This is a genomic window from Alicyclobacillus sp. SO9 (assembly GCF_016406125.1).
Taxonomy (GTDB): domain Bacteria; phylum Bacillota; class Bacilli; order Alicyclobacillales; family Alicyclobacillaceae; genus SO9.
This window is the reverse complement of record NZ_CP066339.1, coordinates 4,715,316-4,738,623: the sequence shown is the minus strand read 5'-3', so window position 1 is coordinate 4,738,623 and position 23,308 is coordinate 4,715,316. Positions and strand designations below refer to the sequence as shown.

Genomic DNA, 23,308 nt, shown 5'->3' with positions numbered 1-23,308 from the left:
TCCCCATTAGTGGCCAAACTAGTGGGCAAACATCGTTGGCACGGGATACACCGTGTAGGTGTAAAAACCCCTGTGTTGGCTGTAGACGATGACCTGTTTGTTGGCAAACCCGAATCCCCAGTTGGGTGTCATGTCAAACAGCGTTGCTTTCACCTTCACTGTTTTCCCGTTTTTGACCTCTTTTACATATCCGGTGTGAACTTTCGAAGCGGGTACAGAGGCTCCCTTGGCTGTGAATTTCTTGATGGTGCCAAAAAGAGGAACTGCCCCATAATAGGAAGTATATGTGACGGATTCACCTGGATTGGCTTTCGGATCCAACGGTGAGGATAATAAGAACTTGCCCTCGGATTTTCGCGGCAACATCTGGCTGTAGGTGACAGGTTTCATCGGCGTGCCCTCATAGTAGCCCGCGAAGAGCATATCCGTGACAAACCACCCAGGCAACTTGCCGACGGAGGGAGGGTTACCGTGAAAGACTGTAGCAATTGAGGCGGGCTGGTTTTGCAGTGCAACTCCCAGGTACTGTCCTGTTGCACCAGTGTTCAGCGTGTTCACAGGGCTTTTCAATTTTAGTTGAACCAGAAGATTGCGGCCCTGGGGTTTCACTGAAATAGAACGGATGAATTGGCCGCTTTGGCGGTTGAATGTTGCGAAATTGAGGACAGAGCTGTTAGCCGCCTTCGCATCGCGGATAATGAACGAGGCCTCTGGGCCGTTCGATCCGTTTCCATCCTGGGTCTCCTTAGAGTCAATGGCGACCTTGACAGGGTGTGTCTTACGCTGTACACGAATCAGGAGGCCCCCTTTTTGCGGCTTGATGCTGACGACCTTCATCATTGGAATAGGTTTGGCGTCTTTCTGTGTCACATCGCGGAGCAGGAATGTCTCCTTGTGACCATTTGCTGTGATAGAAACGTGAACACTGTTGGAAGGAAGGTCCATGCCGAGCCCTGATAGTGATAATGAGATCTCCGGCGTGGGCTGAAGTATGGACCCTTCACCTTTGCCCCGTGCACTTATTGAACCCGAGTCTCCTTTCACGCTGTAAGCACTGACCTTTGGAACGGGGCCAGAGCCGGTGTACCAAATCATCCCCTTACTCCGATGGCTGGACCCAAGTTGTGTCTCTTCTGTAGCTGAATTCTCCAACGAGAGATTGACGCTTGCCTGTCTGTACAGACCCGTCCAGTTTTTGTTTCCCCCGGAGTACACGAACTGCCTGAACTTGGACTGCAGCGTTTTCGTCAGTGTCCACTGCGGCTGTGAAGAACTTGCCATCGCTTTGATGTCCCAGACTTTGCTCCCGCCTGCGGTCGTCATGAATGATAGGTATGGAGCCGCAAGCTGATTGTGCGTAAAGGTTCCCTTTAGCTTGACTTGGTACGCATTCTGCCCCGAGCCGTCTTTGGCGGGAGACATAGAGACGATGGGAACACTTTGCATCCCGAGGTCGCCGGAGGCTGACTTGGGTGGCTTCCCATGGTACATGTTGGCTACTGCTTGGGCAACGAGACGCCGTTTTTGTACGTTGGTCATCCAGTCGTTTGGTTTGTTTTCACTGGGGGTACTTGTTTGGACATGACGGTGTGCAGTCGAACCACCGCCTAACTTGGCATTGGCATACAGAAGGCCTGCACCAAGCAACAAGAATGCGGCGACCGTAGCTGAAATGGGCCCCCATGGCCTCTTTTTGCTGGGCTGGTTTTGGGGGCGGTCCTGGTCCTGGCGTTGGTGTTGGTGTTGGTGTGAACCGTTGCTCTGGTTCGAGAAGGAATCGTTGTGCACCTGATACAGTGTGCGCTGCATAATTTCGTTCTTGCGCTTCCTATCCAGCCGGAGTCTCGGAATTCTGCGCAGATGTGCTTCCGCATCGCGTTCAGTAAACCTTTTCTTCATCTTCTTCATCGCCGTATCTTACCTCCGTTCGCTGGAGTCGATGGCGCAGGGCTTTCAGTGCTCTGTGGTAGGTGACACTCACCTTGCTCTCAGACCATCCAAGCACAGCAGCTGTATCTCGAATCGAGTAGTCAAGAATTGTGCGCAGCACAACCACTTGGCGGTACGCCCGTTTGATGGACGCTAGATACGTCAGCATCTGCTCAGCCTCATCTCTCCCAATGACTGTCTCTGACACGTCGGGTTCAGTTCCTGCCATGGATTCAATGAGGTCGTCGGAGAGGAGGGCGGGGTGGTGTCGACGAACGTGATCGATGGCTACGTTATGGGCAATTCGCATCAGCCAAGTTTTGGGGGAAGCGGCTCCGTCATAGGTCCGAATGCCTCGGAGGCCTCGGGCAAATGTTTCCTGGACGAGGTCGTCGACATCGTGATTGGTGAGGAAGTACGCCAAGAACGTGTACACGTCGTCAGCGTAATTGCGATACCAGGATTCGAGGCTGGATACATCGACGGACATCCGGTTTCCCCCTCTCATAAATACAGACGCAATGAACGGCGGTTTTCTTACAAATTGTAACGATCTTCTATTTAGGTTGACGAAGACGCCAGCGCAAGCCTTCAATCATTAAGTGCTGAGCCTGGGATGGGCCGTCCATTTTCTCAGGATTTAAGCGAACCATAATGTCCCACAGTATTTGCATCACCTTCACCTAAAGGCTAAAGTCTCCCCCAACGGGGGAGGCAAGTGTATTTTGATGTGTTAAGTATGCTGAAAAAGGATATATTTTCTATGGCTAATCCACTTTCTGATGGCTGACTAAACGGAGTATCGAGTCTAAGGGATGCGCGTTCACTTTTTTGTCTAACTAGAGAATCTGATACGATAATCAGATGGATAGATTCTCAACTTGCCCGTTGGCAGGTGTGAGCAAAAGTGCAGACGCTTGTACAAATGATAGAAAGGCGGAATTAGCATGAATTTACAAAAGGCAGCCCTTCTGGTGATAGACGATTCAATTGTAACCAAACCCCTTGTTATTTCACGGAAAGCAGATGCTTCAACTGTCCATGAACGGATGGCTTCGTTGGCCGATCTCAAGCAACGATGACGAAACCTTACAATTCATCCCCGCTCCGACTGTTCAGAGAGATGTGGGAAAGGGTGTTCGCATCCGATCCCGGCTTGACTCGCCTCCACACGGCGGCCTCAGCGGCCATCGGTGTCGCCAGTACCCTCGGTGTGGAATACGGGTTTGCCAAACTCGTCCACGCTGGACCCAAGGGGACAGTCGTTTCAATGCTGTTTGGAGCCGTATTGGCCATGATGGGGATGATGGCGCTAGCCGGTAACGACAGCACCTGGGGCAAGGTTCGTATTTCCGCGTTTTTTCCGGTTGCTATTGGCATCGGTTTGTCTGCTGGAACGCTTGTCAACCATAATACAGACCTGATGTTGATAATCTTTGTGATTGTCATGTTTGCAGCTGTTGCAGTTCGTCGATTTGGCGTTCCCTTCTTTTTCTACGGATTTATGGGTTGGATGGGCTACTTCTTTGCTTCGTTTATGAAGGCCAGCTTGTCGGCCTTGCCGGGTCTGTTTATTACTCTGATTGTAGCAACTATCTGGATTCTGCTGTTATCTGCAACAGTACTCCGGGCAAACCCATCGCGAGCTTTGCTCAGAACTCGAAAGGCGTTTGATTCCAGGGCGCGTGCAGTAGCCAAAGCATCAGAGAACCTCTTGCTTCATGTTCCAGACCAGGACAAAATGCACCAGCGACAAAAGCTTCTGAAGCGACTCCGTGCCCGTCAAGTTCAACTTTCTGAGGCCGCATTGATGATAGAAGGATGGTCGGCTGAGCCTGGAGCACTCCCGGTTGACTATTCGGCTCCCGCATTGCGCCGGCGAGTGTTGGATGCGCAACAGGTATTGGATAGGTTGGCGGTTTCTGCGGAAGCATTGGTAGACGGCAGTTTGGAAGTAAAGCGATTGGCAGCAACAACGGCGGGACACTTGGCAAATCGAAACGATGAGGCAGCAGTCAAGACAGCCCGACAATTAGAGCAAGTTATTGTGAACGGTGAGGTTGAATTGCAGGAGCAGTATTCAGCAGAGGGATTTGCCCAAGCGGCGTTGGAACTTGCTGAAATTGGGTTGGAGAAAGTATATGAAAGCTCAGATGCGAATCAGGAAAACAACGGGGTGGTAGTCCGTGTCGACGAGTTTAAGCCAGTGGTCGGGCTGTTTATGGGGAATCTGCCCGGATCGCCCGCACTAGCCCAAAACGTTCCCGCTGTCGGGAGACGTTGGAATCCGCTGGCACGCCTGGATTTGACTTTACGGCAGGCGGTTCAGGTTGCCATTGCAGGGGGACTCGCCATTCTGGCAGGGCGAGAGCTGTCACCTGTCAGGTACTATTGGGCAGTCATAGCGGCTTTCATTATGTTTACAGGGACCGCAACTCGCACCGAAAGTTTTATTAAGGGGCTCAACAGGGTTATCGGTACCCTCGTAGGTCTGTTTGCCTCCATCGCGATTGCAGAGGTAACAGCTGGTCACACTCTGTTAGTCCTGGTTGTGGTTGTCACTTCGATTTTTCTTGGGCTCTACCTGATTCGCGTGTCCTATGCCTACATGATATTCTTTATCACCATCGTCATCGGTCAGCTCTATACAATTCTTCATGAGTTCTCCACCGGTCTTCTCGTTCTCAGACTGGAGGAGACAGCAATTGGCGCACTAATGGGGTTCATTGTGGCTGTTGCCGTCGTGCCTCTGTCTACTCGGGATACCGTCAGAGCCGCCCGAAACAACTTTTTGCGTGATCTCAGTGTGTTTCTCCAAGCCGCAGCCGCTAAACTGCGTGCCAGCACTGTATTAACCAAAGACTCGAATGGAGACTCGAATGGAGACTCGAATGGAGACTCGAATGGAGACTCGAATGGAGACTCAGGCGTGAATCTTGATGCCCAGTCCCTCGCGCTTGACAATCATTTGCGGCAACTTGCACTTGTTGCAAAACCGCTGACGCGACCGGTCATTTGGGGCTACAGTCCGCGGGTACGGCACAGACTGGCGTTGTATGCTGCGCTGGCAACCAGTGTACGATCTGTCGCGGCTGCCCTTCGCGATGAACATTTGAGAGATAGACAATGGAGCAATGGGTTGTTGCAAGAAGGGGAACAACTGGCTGCGGTGTTCGATGAGTTGGCAGAGTCCACTGCACAATATGCACAGGCCTGTAGTAGTCATAAGAGACCAAGGGCTAGTGTCCAGGCAGAGTCAGCGTCTGCACGCCGCCAGACACTCTTGGAGACAGAATCTATTTGGGGTATCTGTGTTCAGTCGCAAATTAATGACCTGTCTTCCGATCCCGTAATTCGCCGCCTCCTACACCTACGCGGCCTCCTTTACGACTTGGAGACTTCCCCTTCCGATCCGCTATAGCTGCGGATTTGTTCACTTGGAGTGTCACAAGCGTGAATCAATGTCAAAGTCCAGCCAGTGTTGATTGGACTCGTGAGGGCTCCTTCTGGCTGGACCTGAAGTTAAATCTAGCTGGCCGGACCTGAAGTTTGATTAAGCTGGCCGGATGTTGAATTTTCCAGTCGGCCAGCCTGCTCAATTGAGAATTGTTTGGCGGCAGTTCAGTGAGATGAGGGGTCTGTGAGACGCAGAAACTCATTGACGTCCTGAATGCCCAAATCGATGGCTTGCTTCCAGAAGTCGGGTTTTGTCAAATCGACGCCAAGGTGTTTCTGAGCCAAGTCTTCGACCTGCATCCGACCAGTATCCCGCAACAGGGCTACATATTTGTCTGCAAACGAGGGGCCTTCTGCAAGCGCCCGCGCGTAGATACCCGTACTGAACATGTAACCGAACGTATAAGGGAAATTATAGAACGGTACGTCAGTGATGTGAAAATGCAGTTTTGCCGCCCAAAAATGAGGGTGGTATTCACCCAGTACATCTGCAAAAGCTTCTTTTTGTGCATCCACCATCAGCTTGTTCAGCGCTGCAGCATCCACAAAACCCTGCTTTCTTGCTTCATAGAAACGGGTCTCAAATAAGAAACGGCTGTGAATGTTCATGTAGAAGGCAACACTTCGCTCTAACTTGTCTGCCAGCAGGTGGATCCGCTCCTCATCACTATCTGCTGCCTTCAAAGCTGCATCCGCCACAATCATTTCCGCAAATGTAGATGCTGTTTCTGCCACGTTCATTGCATAATGCGTCACTAATTGCGGCATACCCTTCATCACATATTGGTGGTAGGCGTGTCCCAACTCATGAGCAATGGTGGCAACATTAGACAGCGTTCCTGAAAAAGTAAGGAAAATTCTTGATTGTTCGGACAGCGGAAAGCTGGTGCAGAAGCCTCCAGGGCGCTTGAAGTCTCGGTCTTCCGCCTCAATCCAGCGATTTTCAAAGGCGACGTTTGCAAATTCTGCCAAGTCCGGGTTAAATTTGCTGAAGTGCTCTACAATGAAGTCTCGAGCTTCATCGTAGGTGAAGCTTTTGTCAATATCTCCGACCGGAGCTTCCACATCGCTCCAGGTGGGCTTCTCAACGCCGTACAGTTGCGCCTTGCGTTTCAGAAATTCTGCAAAAGGTGCCTTGTTTTCTGAAATTACCTTCCACATGGTGTTCAAGGTCTGCTCAGACATCCGGTTCACTTCGAGCGGTTCCTGCAAGACCGAGGGCCAGTTGCGTTGTTTGTAGACGGCTAAACGTGATCCCGCCAAATGATTCAAAGTCCTTGCAAACAAGTCTTCTTGATTGCCCCAAGCTTCCTCCCAGTTGGCAAAAACCTCTTCGCGGAAGTCACGGTTTTTATCGGTTAGTTGATTGGCTGCCTGTCCAGCAGACATTTGAACAGTCTCTCCGTCCTTTGTCACCGGAATTTTCAGTTTGCCAACCAATGTACTGTACATGCTGCCCCAGGCGTGGTACCCGTCTACACTCAAGTCGGAAATAAGGCTCTCGCGTCCGACATCCAGTTTCTCAGCAGCTAATGTTCGCCGTTCTACGATTGCCTCTTGAATGGGACTAACCGCCGGCTGCTGTAGCAATTCATCCCAGACGTCGCCTTTTAACTCGAGCAACTTTGCGTCCAGGCTATTTAATGCATTTTCATAGACCGCTCGTGATTGCATCATTCGGTCTTCAAGGGCACTTGCCTTTGTATCACGGACATCTTGCGCAGTAAGACATTCGACAAACGCAAACGCCTCTCCAAAGCGTGCGTCTATACTATTGAATTGCTGAAGCACACTGTTCCATTGCGGGAGGGCCGTTGCGTCGGACCCCAGTTTTTCAATCTCCGCTTGAAAACCTCCCAGATTGGACTCCAATTCCTTGAGGAACTTTTCATACGACTCAGAATGACTTCCGCCTGCAAAAATCAAATCCATATTCCATGTTTGGTTTAATCCCATTGTCCTGTCTCCCTTCTTTGTCGACAAATCATGCTGCACTCAGACTGTGGCGGACCATCGCTCTTTGACGGTCGATTGGGTCATGCGTCGTGCGATGTGCAAGTTCGTGATCCCAAGTCTCGCCTTTTGGGCGTGCGCCTCGCTCGCGTGCGCTCCCGCCGCTGCGTCTCATCGGTCGTAGTTCACCTGTTCCAGTTCAATCGTGGCGCTCAAACAGGTCACGTTGCCCGGTCATGCTCTCTGGTTCAAGCTCTCTGGTTCAAGCTCTCTGGTTCAAGCTCTCTGGTTCAAGCTCGCAGTCCGTGCCTAACACATTTAGACTCCACGCTTGAGGTCTGCCTTCGAACAAGAGACTCGTTTTGTTCCAATTATGTAGTTAGGTGAACACAAAGGCGAAAATTGCGAGTCTGCTGCTTGATAGGAAGTGAAAACGATACCACCTAACACTATCAGAGCACTAGTTAATTCTCAATCAAATTGCTCGTGAAAAGACAGGGAGATGGAGATGGAGATGGAGATGGAGATGGAGATGGAGATGGAGATGGAGATGGAGATGGAGATGGAGATGGAGATGGAGATGGAGATGGAGATGGAGCCGCCCGGCTCGGCCAAGCCGGTGACGGCCCTGCAATAAGCACTGACCTTCCGACCATCAGGTAACTAGAGACAACCCATTTTACCTTTCTTGCCAGACGTCTGATGCACACCTGAATAAGGCTCAGAATTTGGAACTGAAAAAAGTGTATAAAAACATTTGACGAAGACTTCTGGGCGTGGTATATTAGTCGATGTCGCCGCGAGAGCGGGCCGGACAACAAAGCCTTTAAAACCCGCGCCATAACAGCATTTTTCAGACATCATGAAAGACTTCAGGCGGGATGATTCAGCCGAGATTGACAAGTGGATGAGCGGAGAAATGCAGACCGCCAACCCAGTGGATTGACAGCAGAATGGTTCATCGGGATTTGAAGCAAAGGGTTCCTTGAAAACTAAACACACGAAAGAGACGCTTGTGTAAGAAATGAGCTTCGTCTGTTCTTTGAGAGAAGAGCAGTACAGGATATATGTAAGACCAAATTTGAGAGTTTGATCCTGGCTCAGGACGAACGCTGGCGGCGTGCCTAATACATGCAAGTCGAGCGGACCTCTGGGAGCTTGCTCCCAGAGGTTAGCGGCGGACGGGTGAGTAACACGTGGGCAATCTGCCTGTCAGACTGGAATAACATCCGGAAACGGGTGCTAATGCCGGATAGACAGCGGGAAGGCATCTTCCTGCTTTGAAAGCTGCTACGGCAGTACTGACAGAGGAGCCCGCGGCGCATTAGCTAGTTGGTGGGGTAACGGCCTACCAAGGCAACGATGCGTAGCCGACCTGAGAGGGTGACCGGCCACACTGGGACTGAGACACGGCCCAGACTCCTACGGGAGGCAGCAGTAGGGAATCTTCCGCAATGGGCGAAAGCCTGACGGAGCAACGCCGCGTGAGCGAAGAAGGCCTTCGGGTTGTAAAGCTCAGTCAATCGGGAAGAGCGGACAGGAGAGGGAATGCTCCTGTCGAGACGGTACCGGAAGAGGAAGCCCCGGCTAACTACGTGCCAGCAGCCGCGGTAATACGTAGGGGGCAAGCGTTGTCCGGAATCACTGGGCGTAAAGCGTGCGTAGGCGGCCTTGTAAGTCTGGGGTGAAAACTCAGGGCTCAACCCTGAGAATGCCTTGGAAACTGTGAGGCTTGAGTACTGGAGAGGCAAGGGGAATTCCACGTGTAGCGGTGAAATGCGTAGAGATGTGGAGGAATACCAGTGGCGAAGGCGCCTTGCTGGACAGTGACTGACGCTGAGGCACGAAAGCGTGGGGAGCGAACAGGATTAGATACCCTGGTAGTCCACGCCGTAAACGATGAGTGCTAGGTGTTGGGGGTTACCGCCCTCAGTGCCGAAGGAAACCCAATAAGCACTCCGCCTGGGGAGTACGGTCGCAAGACTGAAACTCAAAGGAATTGACGGGGGCCCGCACAAGCAGTGGAGCATGTGGTTTAATTCGAAGCAACGCGAAGAACCTTACCAGGGCTTGACATCCCCCTGACCGGTGTAGAGATACACCTTCCCTTCGGGGCAGGGGAGACAGGTGGTGCATGGTTGTCGTCAGCTCGTGTCGTGAGATGTTGGGTTAAGTCCCGCAACGAGCGCAACCCTTAATCTGTGTTACCAGCATGTAAAGATGGGGACTCACAGGTGACAGCCGACGCAAGTCGGAGGAAGGTGGGGATGACGTCAAATCATCATGCCCTTTATGTCCTGGGCAACACACGTGCTACAATGGGCGGAACAAAGGGAAGCGAGACCGCGAGGTGGAGCAAAACCCAGAAAACCGTTCGTAGTTCGGATTGCAGGCTGCAACCCGCCTGCATGAAGCCGGAATTGCTAGTAATCGCGGATCAGCATGCCGCGGTGAATCCGTTCCCGGGCCTTGTACACACCGCCCGTCACACCACGAGAGTTGGCAACACCCGAAGTCGGTGGGGTAACCCTTAGGGGGACTAGCCGCCGAAGGTGGGGCTGATGATTGGGGTGAAGTCGTAACAAGGTAGCCGTATCGGAAGGTGCGGCTGGATCACCTCCTTTCTATGGAGTACTAGACAGACCGCGAGAGTCTGTCAGAACGCAAGCGTCTCTGAACTAACTGCAAGTCCCATTGTGGAAACTGGAGTTAGTGAGTGTGTTTAGTTTTGAAGGTGCCCTGCCTGCAGGAATGCAGGGAAGTGTATCTTCAACTTTTGTGTCTTTGGACACAGAGGTGTGTACCTTGACAACCAGATAGCGAGAAGTGAATTTTCCTGTTCACAAGTAAGAAATGGGTAACTGCACTTCGTTCACAGGGATGTGAATGAAAGTGATAGTGAATAAACGTACAATGCACAGTCTTCGAGTAATACAAGGAACAGTGCGAGGGCGGCAGCGAGCGTACTTTAGGGTACGTGAGCAACGCAGGAGCGGTGTGACGCAGTAGTGCGAAGGAGAATGGGTATTGTGATGGTGAAGGTAGAAAGGGCGCACGGGGGATGCCTAGGCGCCAGGAGCCGAAGAAGGACGGGGCGAACACCGAAATGCCACGGGGAGCTGTAAGCGAGCCTTGATCCGTGGATGTCCGAATGGGGGAACCCCCTGGTCGTGATGGGCCAGGACTGCAGGCTGAATCCATAGGTCTGTAGAGGCAACCGGGAGAACTGAAACATCTCAGTACCCCGAGGAAGAGAAAACAAGAGTGATTCCGTCAGTAGTGGCGAGCGAAAGCGGAAGAGCCTAAACCGGATACGCGGGAAACCTTGCAGGGGATGCGTAGACGGGGTAGCGGGGCAAGCGAAGAACGGGCTGCAACCGGTTCACAGAGTGAGAAAACGATGTTCGTAGAGGAAAGGTCTGGGAAGGCCTGTCGAAGAGGGTGAGAGCCCCGTACTCGAAACGGACGCGACTTTGTCGCATGACCCCAAGTACCGCGGGACACGAGAAACCCCGTGGGAATCTGGGAGGACCACCTCCTAAGGCTAAATACTCCCTGGCGACCGATAGTGATGAGTACCGTGAGGGAAAGGTGAAAAGCACCGCGGGAGCGGAGTGAAAGAGAACCTGAAACCGTGTGCCTACAATCAGTCGAAGCATCCATAGAGGTGTGACGGCGTGCCTTTTGTAGAATGAACCGGCGAGTGAGGGCGGCGAGCAAGGTTAAGGTGAGAAGCCGGAGCCGAAGCGAAAGCGAGTCTGAAAAGGGCGATAAGTTGGCAGTCCTCGACCCGAAACCGGGTGATCTACCCCTGGTCAGGGTGAAGTGCGGGTAACACCGCATGGAGGCCCGAACCCACTGGCGTTGAAAAGCCAGGGGATGAACTGGGGGTAGGGGAGAAATTCCAATCGAACTCGGAGATAGCTGGTTCTCCCCGAAATAGCTTTAGGGCTAGCGTCCGGGGATGAGTTGCGGAGGTAGAGCACTGATTGGGTGCGGGGCCCGTCCAGGGTTACCAAGCTCAGTCAAACTCCGAATGCCGCAATATTAACCCGGGCAGTCAGACTACGAATGCTAAGATCCGTGGTCAAAAGGGAAACAGCCCAGACCAACAGCTAAGGTCCCAAAGTACCAGTTCAGTGGGAAACGATGTGGCGGTGCACAGACAACCAGGATGTTGGCTTAGAAGCAGCCACCATTGAAAGAGTGCGTAATAGCTCACTGGTCGAGTGACGCTGCGCGGAAAATGTAACGGGGCTAAACTGGACACCGAAGCTTTGGATGCACAGAGATGTGCGTGGTAGGGGAGCGTTCCATGAGCGGCGAAGTTGAGCTGAGAGGCTTGGTGGAGGTCATGGAAGTGAGAATGCCGGTATAAGTAGCGAAAAGACAAGTGAGAATCTTGTCCGCCGAAAGCCCAAGGGTTCCTGGGGAAGGATCGTCCGCCCAGGGTTAGTCGGGACCTAAGGCGAGGCCGAAAGGCGTAGTCGAAGGACAACTGGTGGAAATTCCAGTACCACTCCAGACTGTTTGAGCGAAGGGGTGACGCAGGAGGTCCAGGGAAGCGGCCGGATGGAAGAGGCCGTCCAAGCAGCAAGAGGGGAATCGAGGCAAATCCCGGTTCTGGTAACTTCAAGCTGTGATGGGGAGGGAAGAACAGTACCGAAGTCCTGAGGATCACACTGCCGAGAAAAGCCTCTAGTGAGGAAAGGAGTGCCCGTACCGAAAACCGACACAGGTGGGCGCGTGGAGAACACGAAGGCGCGCGGGAAAACTCTCGTTAAGGAACTCGGCAAAATGGCCCCGTAACTTCGGGAGAAGGGGCGCTCATCGAGAGATGAGCCGCAGTGAAAAGGCCCAAGCGACTGTTTATCAAAAACACAGGTCTCTGCCAAGCCGAAAGGCGAAGTATAGGGGCTGACGCCTGCCCGGTGCTGGAAGGTTAAGAGGAGGGCTTAGGGGCAACCCGAAGGTCTGAATTGAAGCCCCAGTAAACGGCGGCCGTAACTATAACGGTCCTAAGGTAGCGAAATTCCTTGTCGGGTAAGTTCCGACCCGCACGAAAGGCGCAACGACTTGGGCGCTGTCTCAACGAGAGACCCGGTGAAATTGTAATACCTGTGAAGATGCAGGTTACCCGCGGCTAGACGGAAAGACCCCGTGGAGCTTGACTGCAGCTTGATATGGGAGATGGGTATGTCATGTACAGGATAGGTGGGAGACAGAGAAGCAGGGGCGCAAGCCAATGTGGAGTCGGTGTTGGGATACCACCCTTGAGATGCCAATCTTCTAACCTGGCGCCATGAAACTGGCGTGGGGACAGTGTCAGGCGGGCAGTTTGACTGGGGCGGTCGCCTCCAAAAAGGTAACGGAGGCGCCCAAAGGTTCCCTCAGCGCGGATGGAAATCGCGCAGTGCGTGTAAAGGCAAAAGGGAGCTTGACTGCGAGACGGACAGGTCGAGCAGGGACGAAAGTCGGGCTTAGTGACCCGGCGGCCCCGAGTGGAAGGGCCGTCGCTCAACGGATAAAAGCTACCCCGGGGATAACAGGCTGATCTCCCCCAAGAGTTCACATCGACGGGGAGGTTTGGCACCTCGATGTCGGCTCATCGCATCCTGGGGCTGAAGTCGGTCCCAAGGGTTGGGCTGTTCGCCCATTAAAGCGGTACGCGAGCTGGGTTCAGAACGTCGTGAGACAGTTCGGTCCCTATCTGCCGCGGGCGCAGGATACGTGAGAGGAATCGTCCTTAGTACGAGAGGACCGGGATGAACAGACCGCTGGTGTCCCAGTTGTTCTGCCAAGAGCATAGCTGGGTAGCTAAGTCTGGAAGGGATAAGCGCTGAAAGCATCTAAGCGCGAAGCCCCCCTCAAGATAACGTGTCCCATCCATTTATGGAGTAAGACCCCTTGAAGAAGACGAGGTAGATCGGTCCGGAGTGGAAGCGTAGTGATACGTGGAGCTGACGGATACGAATCGGTCGAGGGCTTCACCAGAGGAACAGGGAAACGACAGACGACTCGCTATCTGGGAAGAAGAGGTACCAATTACATAGGGGAATGAAGGGTGTGTGCGCAGTGGCTTGCGCAGCACGAACGAAGCACACGCCCTTCATCTCCCAGTCTGGTGACGAGAGCGGAGGGGCCACACGCGTACCCATCCCGAACACGTCCGTTAAGACCTCCAGCGCCGATGATACTTGGAGCGCGAGCTCCTGGGAAAGTAGGACATTGCCAGGCGAGAGAGCAGGAAGAGAGAGGCGTTGCACCCGATGTGGTGCAGCGTCTTTTCGTGTGTGACTGTAGGTACAAGTGGAGGAACCGACAAAGAGAGAAAGAGGAGAAGGAAGATAAACGGGGATACCCGTTTATTTACCGTCTGAAGTTCCTTGAATGCATGGAAGCAGAGCTGGCGTTTATGGCGGAATTGTGTCTGCTTGAGGGCAAAAGAGGGGGGGGCAGTGCCAAAACATGTTCCCTGGCGACGTTGTGTTCACAAGGCGGACACAAACAGCCCGTTGACATGCCTCAGATGTGGCGGAACTGTGTCCAAAGACCCGATGAGGGGGAGGGGTGCAGAAAATAGAGATCCCACAAGTGCTTATTTGGAACGTGGCTATCGCCGTGTACAAAATAAGCTCCTGAGAAGTGCTTAAGGGCCGGAAAACCAACGAAAATGGGGTCTGAACAGCAAATAAGCTCGTCTGAAGCGCCTATTTGCTCTCTTGGGCCTCCGTTTCGGCGAATAAGCGCTTCTCGGATCTCTATTTGGCCCTGGGGCCGACAGCAGGAGTCCCCAGCCGCCCTACTGCCCTGTACGTGAACCCGCCGCTCTTGCACAGTCGTGTGCAACCGTGTCTATGAAAGGAATGAACACAGAGAGAAAGAGGAGAAGGAAGATAAACGGGGACACCCGTTTATTTACTGTCTGAAGTTCCTGAATGCATGGAAGTAGAGTTGATGTTTATGGCGGAATTGTGTCTGCTTGAGGGCAAAAGAGGGGCGAGTGTGCCAAAACATGGTCCCTGGCGTCGTTGTGTTCACAAGGCGGACACAAACAGCCCGGTGACATGCCTCAGCTGTGGCCGAACTGTGTCCAAAGACCCGATGAGGGGGAGGGGTGCAGAAAATAGAGATCCCACAAGTGCTTATTTGGAACATGCCTATCGCCGAGTACAAAATAAGCTCCTGAGAAGTGCTTAAAGGCCGGAAAACCGCTGAAAATGGGGTCTGAACAGCAAATAAGCTCGTCTGAAGCGCTTATTTGCTCCATTGGGCCTCCGTTGCGGCGAATAAGCGCTTCTCGGATCTCTATTTGCCCTGGCGCCGACAGCTGGCCCCCGGTTGGATGCCCATGCGCCGACAGCTGGCCCCCGGTTGGATGCCCTGGCGCCGACAGCCGGCCCCCGGTTGGATGCCCATGCGCCGACAGCCGGAGCCCCCGAGCCCCCTGGCCCTGGAGCCGACAGCCGCAGCCCCCTGGCGCATCCCTGTGCTGCGCTGCCCCCTGCCCCTTATATCACTTCAACAGGCCGTGAAGGAAAACTTGGCTAAATTCCCTCGAAACTTCTTCTGCAGTAAGTTTGCCATCCGGTTTGAACCAACGATACACCCAGTTGCACGCACCGAGCAGGGCTAGTGCCGTTACCCGGGATTGACTGGTAGAGAATTCTCCGTCTTCTTTGCCTTGGCGGATAATTTCCGTCCATAATTCCAGATACCTGTCAGTCAAATCTTGAATGACTTGATGTTGAGGTTCACCGAGTGAAAAAGCTTCACGCAGCAATACGGTAGTGGTTTGCAAGTTGGAAACAGAGACTGTTATGTGATTCTCAATGGCTTGAATGACCTTCTCTTCAGCTGGGATATCCGAATTCAAGATGCGTTCCAAGCGTTGGTTGAATTCTGAAATTGCTTCGTGAGCAATGTGCAGCAGCAGGTCTTCCTTCGAGTGAATATAGTGGTAGAGACTGCCCTTTTGCAATCCAACCTCATCTGCAATATCCTGAACAGATGTAGCATGGTAGCCCTTTTGCTCAAATAATTTGACAGCGGCAAGTGCAATTTCGGTCTGCTTGTTCGAAGCCATTGATTCAATTCCTTTCTATATCGACGAAATCAGCAACCGTTTCGCGTTTAGTGCTCTAAACTCTGATTCATCTGTCTGCTTTAAGAGCAGTTTATCCTGCTTTCCTGGCAAGGTCAACGACCGGTCGTTTGATTCCTGTCAGGGATGATGTGTATGTATGGTGAGGAGTTACATCGGGGAGGTTTGGTACAGACCTCTTTGCAAATTTATTTCAGTAGGATATAATAAAGTCAAGATTAGTCAAAGTCAAACAATCTGAGGTGGCAAAGCAGCCTCAACTCGTCAAACAGCCCGAGGTGGTAACGCATCCGCAACTCGTCACGCAGCCTGAGGCAGCATTTCTCACACCGTGCCACCGGGTGTATGCAGCGCTCTGGGGTTATGCCTGTGCCTCTTTAAGGTGAGCCAAAATGCGAACAAAGACTCGCGGAGCATGACCTACGTACAGGCTGTTGTCACATCATAGCACCGAGGGAACGCTCTGTTTGTGTTCAGAGTAAGCGCATCATAGGTCCGTGTGGTGCTCTGTGGGAAGGGAGGGAATCGATTGGGAAATAGCATATCAGACATCATTGAACAACACCTGAAGCGCATCCTGGACGAAAGCCCTTCTGGCATGGTGGAACTGCAGCGAAGCGAATTGGCGGACGTTTTTCAATGTGTTCCGTCGCAAATCAACTATGTCATCAGTACTCGCTTTTCGATCGATCACGGTTATATTGTGGAATCTAAACGCGGCGGCGGCGGTTACATCCGTATTCGGCGATTGGAGCTTGAGAAAACTCGGCCGCTGTTGCTGCTAGCCAAGGGAATTGGAGAAAGGGTTTCACAGAGGGAAGCAGAAGGTTTGATTGAGCGGTTGTTTAGGGAAGAACTGATTTCAGAGCGTGAAATGATAATCGTCCAATCTGCCATTCACCGCGATGTCCTTCGGTTAGACCTGCCGTTACGGGATGAAGTCCGTGCCCGGATTTTGACTCAGGTGTTGATACAGTTGTCAACAATGATGATACAGCCGCCGGGCTCAGATGAGTGACCAATGAGTCAGACTAGGGAGTCAGACCAGGGAGTCAGATCAGGTAGTCAGACCAGGTAGTCAGACTAAGCAGAAGAACGCTGGATGGGGAGTCGATGAAATGGAGTGTCGCAGGCAGTCCTACTCCTCGTCCTGACCTTCTTAAGCGACCAATCTAGGGGGTGTCGTAGTTGTTGTGTGAACGGTGCCAACAACGGGAAGCGACCGTATACTTAACGAAAATTGTAAATGGTGAAAAGAGTGCATACCACTTGTGCGAGACCTGTGCCAAAGAGCAGGGGAAACTGTTCTCACAGGCCGCACAGGGATTTAACTTCAACCAGTTGTTGAGCGGGTTGTTGAACATGGAGTCATCTCCTGGCTTTTCTACGCCATCGACGACGGCGGTCCGATGCGAAAACTGCGGCATGACTTACAACCAGTTTACTGAAATCGGACGGTTTGGTTGTCCTGAGTGCTACAACAGTTTCTCTACCAGACTGGAGCCGTTGCTGCGGAGAATTCAAAGCAGCACTGAGCACACCGGAAAGATACCGGTGCAGTCGGGCGAGCGGTTAAAGTTGAGAAAGAAGTTGGATATATTAAGGAAGGAACTGAAACAATCGGTCATGCAGGAACAGTTTGAAGAGGCAGCAAAACTTCGAGATGAGATTCGAGAATTGGAACAGCAGACGGATCGGCACGGGGAGGGGGAATAATCGATGTCTCTGGCACATTTTCTGGATAACGCTATGAGCCGCTGGATGAAGGATGGCGGCCCTGAAGACGACATCATCCTAACCAGTCGTATTCGTGTGGCAAGGAACCTGCAGGAGTTGCCGTTTCCAATTCTGCAGACCGATACGATTGCAAACGAGGTCATTTCATCTGTAGAGGGTGCGCTTGCGTCAAACCGGTTCAAGGATATGGGCAAGTTTGAACTCTGGCGAGGAGCAGACATTGGCGCTTTGGAACGACAGGTACTTGTGGAAAAACACCTTATTAGTCGTGAACTTGCAGAAGATGCTAAACACGGGGCTGTTGCACTGAGGGAAGATGAGATGGTCAGCATCATGGTTAATGAAGAAGACCATTTGCGCATTCAGTGCATTCTGCCAGGCTTTCAGTTGGAAAAAGGGTGGAACCTTGCAAGTTCTGTTGATGACGCGTTTGAGGAAAGCATCTCCTACGCGTTTGACGATAGACTTGGCTATTTGACGGCTTGCCCCACAAACGTGGGAACGGGACTGCGAGCATCTGTTATGATGCACTTACCAGGCCTTGTGCTCTCCGGCCAAATCAACCGCATGTTGTCAGCGGTGTCTCAGGTGGGTCTGGCAGTCAGGGGCATGTACGGCGAAGGCAGTGATTCGGCGGGGAACTTGTTTCAGGTTTCAAACCAGGTCACGTTGGGTGAATCTGAAGAGGAGATCATTCAGAATCTGAGTAGTGTTGTGCAGCAACTTATCGATCACGAACGCTCCGCTCGCCGCACACTCATGCAGGAAAACCGCAATGCCCTTGAAGACCGCGTATGCAGGTCGTTTGGGGTTCTTGCCTACGCCCGGCAGATTGACTCCAAAGAAGCTTTGGAGCGCTGCTCAGACGTGCGGCTTGGAATTGATTTGGGCATGATTTCCGGAGTTTCTGAGGGGATTTTGAAGGAACTCATGGTGATGACTCAACCGGCATTTCTGCAGAAATACTTCAATCAAGAACTCTCACCGGGCGAGCGAGACATCCGTCGGGCCACATTGATTCGGGAACGGCTGAGATTAGACGATACGGAGGTGCGATAAATGTACGCAAGGTTTACAGAACGGGCTCAAAAGGTACTGGCGTTGGCTCAGGAAGAAGCCACCCGCTTAAGTCATCCTGGAGTCGGAACAGAGCATATTTTGCTGGGGTTGGTTCGTGAAGGCGAAGGGATTGCAGCAAAGGCTCTCATCAGTTTGGGCGTCAGTGCAGAAAAGGTTCAGGGTGAAGTTGAAAATATCATAGGTCAAGGGCAAAGTCAGGTCAGCGCCATGACATACACGCCGCGGGCGAAAAAAGTCATAGAGCTGTCTATCGATGAGGCTCGTAAGCTCAGCCATACTTACGTAGGAACTGAACACATTCTGCTTGGCTTGATTCGTGAAGGCGAGGGTGTTGCTGCCCGTGTTTTAAATAATTTGGGTGTCAGCCTGACCAAAGCGCGTCAACAAGTGTTGCAACTTCTTGGCGGAGACTCGGCAGATGCCAGTCCCGACAAGGAGTCGGGAGCCGGTACACCGACTTTGGACGGATTGGCCAGAGATTTGACGCAGATGGCTCGTGACGGCAAGCTCGATCCCGTTATTGGCCGCAGCAAAGAAATCGAACGCGTGATACAGGTCCTGTCACGCAGAACCAAAAACAATCCTGTGCTGATTGGGGAACCTGGTGTCGGAAAAACAGCCATTGCTGAAGGATTGGCTCAGAGTGTTGTCAGCGGCAACACACCTGAGACACTGCGCAATAAGCGCGTTATGGTACTGGACATGGGGACCGTTGTTGCGGGTACCAAGTACCGCGGTGAGTTTGAAGACCGGTTGAAGAAAATCATGGAAGAAATTCGGCAGGCTGGCAACGTAATTCTATTCATCGACGAATTGCACACATTGATTGGCGCAGGTGGTGCAGAGGGCGCAATTGATGCGTCGAACATTTTGAAGCCGGCATTGGCAAGAGGTGAACTCCAGTGTATCGGTGCGACAACCTTGGACGAATACCGCAAGCACATCGAGAAAGACGCCGCTTTGGAACGCAGATTCCAGCCGATTACAGTAGAACAGCCTACACCGGAAGAGGCCGTCTTGATTTTGTTTGGTCTACGGGACAGGTACGAGGCGCACCACCGTGTCAATATTACGGATGAAGCGGTAGACGCTGCTGTACGGCTGTCTGACCGCTATATCGCAGACAGGTTCTTGCCGGACAAAGCGATTGATTTGATTGATGAAGCAGCCTCCCGTGTGCGTCTGCGCACCCGAACTGCGCCGCCGGATTTGAAAGAGTTGGAGCAGAGACTTGAAAACGTTCGTAACGAAAAGGATGCGGCGGTACAGTCGCAGGAGTTCGAAAAGGCGGCTTCCCTCAGAGACCAGGAACAAAAGCTGAGGCAAGAACTTGAGTCTCTGAAAGAACAGTGGAAACAGAAGCAGGATAACAATGAAGTGCAGGTTACGGCGGAAGACATTGCGTACATTGTGGCTGCATGGACAGGTGTACCAGTGCGGCAACTGGCCGAGGAAGAGTCAGAGCGTCTGATGAACCTGGAAAATGTGCTTCACAGCCGCGTAGTCGGCCAGGAGGAAGCCGTTGCAGCCGTGTCACGGGCGATTCGAAGAGCGCGAGCAGGACTGAAGGATCCCAAACGTCCGATTGGATCGTTCATTTTCCTTGGACCGACGGGTGTTGGGAAAACCGAGTTGGCTCGTGCACTGGCGGACGCCATGTTTGGTGATGAAGACGCCATGATTCGAATTGACATGTCCGAGTTCATGGAGCGGCATGCGACCTCCAGACTGGTAGGTTCGCCGCCAGGATACGTGGGTTACGACGAAGGCGGTCAACTGACCGAAAAAGTACGCCGCAAGCCTTATTCGGTCGTCCTGTTGGATGAGGTCGAAAAGGCACACCCGGAAGTCTTCAACATCTTGCTGCAAGTCCTTGACGACGGACGTTTGACGGACGGCAAGGGGCGCACCGTTGATTTCCGCAACACAGTCATCATTATGACCTCCAACGTTGGAGCGGACATGATTCGCAAAGGCGGTACACTTGGCTTCAAGCCGGACAGCGCGCGTGAATACGAGGACATGAAGACGAATGTGATGGATGAACTGAAAAAGACGTTCCGTCCGGAATTCCTCAACCGTATTGACGACATGATTGTCTTCCATGCGCTGACTGAGGCCCAGACCGGAGAAATTGTGGAGCTAATGGTGAAGGAACTTCAGAAGCGGCTTCAGGAGCAGGATATCAACTTCACATTGACGGACGAAGCAAAATCCTTCCTGGCGAAAGAAGGGTTTGACCCTCAATACGGAGCACGTCCGTTGAAGCGGGCAATCCAACGGCACATTGAGGATAAGTTGTCCGAGGCTTTGTTAACGGGATCGATTCAAAAAGGAGATACTGTTAAAATAGGCTTGAATGAAAACGAACTGCAGGTAGAGCCGACTGCGCCAACTGCCTGATGCCAATTCTGGAAGGGAATGACCCGCGTTAAGCTGGCCTGTGAGCGGCCCACTCTTCTCGTTGATTCTACGTTGAAGGTGGGCTGCTTTTGTATAGAGGGAGACAGTGTCATGCCATATGCAAAGGCTAATTCTTCCTGTATGATGGGTGAGTAGATGCGGGAGGGGAAATGATGGCAAAGGTCAAGACAAAGTTCCTCTGCCAGGACTGTGGTTACGAATCTGTAAAGTGGATTGGCAAATGCCCGGGTTGTGGAGAGTGGAACTCGTTTGTTGAAGAGCGGCAGGCAACGGCCCCGGCTCCGCGAAGGGGTCTCGGCGGAGAAACCTCGAAAATACTTCCCATTGGGGACATTCCGTCCCAAAACGAAGTTCGTTTCTCAAGCGGTTCAAGTGAGACCAATCGGGTGCTGGGCGGAGGCATTGTCCCTGGTTCTCTCGTCCTCATCGGCGGCGATCCCGGCATTGGCAAGTCAACGTTGCTGCTCCAACTTTCTTACAAGGTTGCAGAGCAGGGAAAGACGGTCTTGTATATTTCAGGCGAGGAGTCTGCAAGCCAGTTAAAACTCCGAGCAGAGCGGCTTGGCACAATCCATCCGAACTTGTATGTTCTCTCAGAAACGGACATGGAGACCGCTTTGTTATTGGTCGAAAAGCAAAAACCGGACCTGCTTATTGTGGATTCCATCCAAACCGTCTATGCACCAAGTATTACATCGGCTCCCGGCAGCGTGTCACAGGTACGGGAGTGCACCAGCATGCTGCTGCGCACCGCGAAAGGACAGCAGATTGCTACAATGATTGTAGGACATGTTACAAAGGAAGGGAATCTGGCAGGTCCCAGGCTCCTGGAACACATGGTGGATGCAGTTTTGTATTTTGAAGGCGAACGCCATCATACTTATAGAGTACTGCGGGCGAATAAAAATAGGTTTGGTTCCACAAATGAGTTGGCGATATTTAATATGCAGGAACAGGGGCTTGTCGAAGTGTTGAATCCTTCGGAAATGTTCCTGTCTGAGCGATCGGAGCAAGCCCCTGGTTCGGCTGTTGTGACCGCCATGGAAGGTTCGCGACCGCTGCTGTTGGAAGTGCAAGCACTGATTGCGCCCACTAGCTTTGGTACACCAAGGCGCATGGCTACGGGAGCTGATTATAACCGAGTCAGCTTGATTTTGGCCGTGTTGGAAAAACGCGTTGGCCTTAATCTGCAGGCTTCTGATGCTTACGTCAATTTGGCGGGCGGCGTGCGAGTGGATGAGCCTGCCATTGACCTGGGAATTGCCATGGCCATTGCAGCCAGTCATCGAGATAAAACACTTTCTGGTTCTGATGTTTTCATGGGCGAAATAGGATTGACAGGGGAAGTGCGTTCAATTACCAAACTTGAAGGGCGAATCCGGGAAGCTGAAAAACTGGGTTTTGAGAGGTGTATTGTTCCCGCAAGGAGTCTTAGCGGGACGGATTTTGGCCAGATTCAGGTTATCGGGGTCAAAACCCTTCGAGAAGCACTGGATTTGGCACTGTAGGAGTGGCGTAGATGCGGGACGATGCAAAAAAAGAGACGACGTTGACGAAAATACTGAGGATGGTGGCGCCGGGATCGGTGTTGCGAGACGGAATTGAGAATATTCTACGGGCCAAGACCGGAGGGCTGATAGTCGTCGGCGCAACGGAAGACGTGCTGAATATTGTCGACGGGGGCTTTTCCATTCAATGCGGGTTAACACCGTCTCATATTTACGAATTGGCAAAAATGGACGGGGCAATTATCATCAGCGAAGATTTGAAGAAGATTCTGTATGCGAATACCAATCTCAATCCGGATCATACATTGCCCACATCGGAGACAGGCACCAGGCACCGCACGGCAGAACGCGTTGCAAAGCAAACGGGGCAATTAGTCGTCTGCATATCTCAGAGGCGCAACGTAATTACATTGTATCAAGGCACGTTTAAGTATTCCCTGAAGGATATTGGTGTCATTCTTACAAAAGCCAATCAAGCGATGCAGACACTGGAAAAATACAAGTCAGTGTTAGATCAGTCTCTGACCAATTTAAGTGCACTGGAGTTTGAAGAACTGGTTACTCTTCAGGAAGTTACCATGGTCTTGCAGCGGTTCGAAATGGTTCTTAGAATCAAGTCAGAGATTCGCCGCTATATTTCCGAACTGGGGAGTGAGGGCAGGCTTATCAGCATGCAGTTGGAAGAACTGGTGGCTCGCGTTGACGAGGAAGCGTACCTTTTGGTCAAGGACTACGCTGTGCTCGATGCAGAACGAACACCGCATCAGGTTTTGTCACAGATTCACGAATTGAGTTCAGATGAACTGCTGGACGGAGTCATTCTCGCTAAAACACTTGGCTATCACAACACGTCAAACATCAGTGAAGAGCCGCTGTCGTCCCGCGGCTATCGAATTCTGAACAAAATTGCGCGACTCCCGCAGCCAGTCATTGAAAATCTGGTGGAAGAGTTCGATAATTTAACCAATGTTCTTTCAGCATCCATAGAGGAACTGGACACGGTCGAGGGAATTGGCATGGTACGTGCCCGGGCCGTCAGAGATGGATTAAAGCGGATTCAGGAACAAGTCTTTATAGACAGACACCTGTAGCTGTTGTGTGGCTGTCGCGTTGTCGC

At 52.2% G+C, this 23,308-nt stretch carries 13 protein-coding genes and 3 rRNA genes; 12 read left to right on the top strand and 4 right to left on the bottom strand.

The features are described from left to right. Positions 1-18 precede the first annotated feature (18 nt). Positions 19-1,908: a hypothetical protein gene (locus tag GI364_RS22115; protein WP_198851331.1), complete on the bottom strand. Its 1,890-nt coding sequence runs from the start codon at positions 1,906-1,908 to the stop codon at positions 19-21. Then, the gene (locus GI364_RS22110) at positions 1,880-2,419 is read right to left on the bottom strand and encodes an RNA polymerase sigma factor (RefSeq protein ID WP_198851330.1); all 540 of its coding nucleotides are present in this window, start codon (positions 2,417-2,419) and stop codon (positions 1,880-1,882) included. Before GI364_RS22110 ends, GI364_RS22115 begins: the two co-directional genes overlap by 29 nt. 457 nt (positions 2,420-2,876) lie before the next feature. Between GI364_RS22110 and GI364_RS25190 the strand changes: the two genes are divergently transcribed. Further along, on the top strand, positions 2,877-3,011 hold the full coding sequence (locus GI364_RS25190; protein WP_255524512.1) for a hypothetical protein: 135 nt from the start codon (positions 2,877-2,879) through the stop codon (positions 3,009-3,011). A gap of 53 nt (positions 3,012-3,064) precedes the next feature. After that, on the top strand, positions 3,065-5,350 hold the full coding sequence (locus GI364_RS22105) for an FUSC family protein (RefSeq protein ID WP_198851329.1): 2,286 nt from the start codon (positions 3,065-3,067) through the stop codon (positions 5,348-5,350). A gap of 200 nt (positions 5,351-5,550) precedes the next feature. Here the strand turns inward: GI364_RS22105 and GI364_RS22100 are convergent, their stop codons facing one another. Continuing rightward, the gene (locus GI364_RS22100) at positions 5,551-7,341 is read right to left on the bottom strand and encodes a M3 family oligoendopeptidase (RefSeq protein WP_198851328.1); all 1,791 of its coding nucleotides are present in this window, start codon (positions 7,339-7,341) and stop codon (positions 5,551-5,553) included. Positions 7,342-7,846: 505 nt separating this feature from the next. Here GI364_RS22100 and GI364_RS25185 point away from each other — a divergent pair. The 4 genes from GI364_RS25185 to rrf all read left to right on the top strand — a co-directional run bounded on the left by GI364_RS25185 (position 7,847) and on the right by rrf (position 13,575). Continuing rightward, the gene (locus GI364_RS25185; RefSeq protein ID WP_255524511.1) at positions 7,847-7,975 is read left to right on the top strand and encodes a hypothetical protein; all 129 of its coding nucleotides are present in this window, start codon (positions 7,847-7,849) and stop codon (positions 7,973-7,975) included. Positions 7,976-8,415: 440 nt separating this feature from the next. Beyond that, positions 8,416-9,962, top strand: a 16S ribosomal RNA gene (locus tag GI364_RS22095). 410 nt (positions 9,963-10,372) lie between these two features. Beyond that, positions 10,373-13,332 (top strand): 23S ribosomal RNA (locus GI364_RS22090). A 126-nt stretch (positions 13,333-13,458) separates the two neighbouring features. Beyond that, a 5S ribosomal RNA gene (gene rrf / locus GI364_RS22085) occupies positions 13,459-13,575 on the top strand. The 16S, 23S and 5S rRNA genes sit together here, the layout of an rRNA operon. A gap of 1,279 nt (positions 13,576-14,854) precedes the next feature. Here the strand turns inward: rrf and GI364_RS22080 are convergent. After that, on the bottom strand, positions 14,855-15,424 hold the full coding sequence (locus GI364_RS22080) for a TetR/AcrR family transcriptional regulator (protein WP_198851327.1): 570 nt from the start codon (positions 15,422-15,424) through the stop codon (positions 14,855-14,857). A 547-nt stretch (positions 15,425-15,971) separates the two neighbouring features. Here GI364_RS22080 and GI364_RS22075 point away from each other — a divergent pair. From GI364_RS22075 to disA, 6 genes are all read left to right on the top strand, one after another. Next, positions 15,972-16,460 carry a CtsR family transcriptional regulator gene (locus tag GI364_RS22075; protein ID WP_198851326.1) on the top strand — a complete coding sequence of 163 codons (489 nt, stop codon included), beginning with the start codon at positions 15,972-15,974 and terminating at the stop codon, positions 16,458-16,460. A 170-nt stretch (positions 16,461-16,630) separates the two neighbouring features. Then, positions 16,631-17,158, top strand: a complete 528-nt coding sequence (locus tag GI364_RS22070; protein ID WP_198851325.1) for a protein-arginine kinase activator protein McsA — start codon at positions 16,631-16,633, stop codon at positions 17,156-17,158. Positions 17,159-17,161: 3 nt separating this feature from the next. Then, the gene (locus tag GI364_RS22065; protein ID WP_198851324.1) at positions 17,162-18,238 is read left to right on the top strand and encodes a protein arginine kinase; all 1,077 of its coding nucleotides are present in this window, start codon (positions 17,162-17,164) and stop codon (positions 18,236-18,238) included. Further along, the gene (locus tag GI364_RS22060) at positions 18,239-20,662 is read left to right on the top strand and encodes an ATP-dependent Clp protease ATP-binding subunit (RefSeq protein WP_198851323.1); all 2,424 of its coding nucleotides are present in this window, start codon (positions 18,239-18,241) and stop codon (positions 20,660-20,662) included. It abuts the gene before it with no gap. 173 nt (positions 20,663-20,835) lie between these two features. Then, a complete protein-coding gene (gene radA, locus GI364_RS22055; RefSeq protein WP_198854160.1) occupies positions 20,836-22,191 on the top strand; it encodes a DNA repair protein RadA in 1,356 nt (451 codons plus the stop codon). An 11-nt stretch (positions 22,192-22,202) separates the two neighbouring features. After that, entirely contained in the window at positions 22,203-23,282 is a 1,080-nt protein-coding gene (gene disA / locus GI364_RS22050) for a DNA integrity scanning diadenylate cyclase DisA (RefSeq protein WP_198851322.1), read from the top strand. The last annotated feature ends 26 nt before the right edge of the window (positions 23,283-23,308 follow it).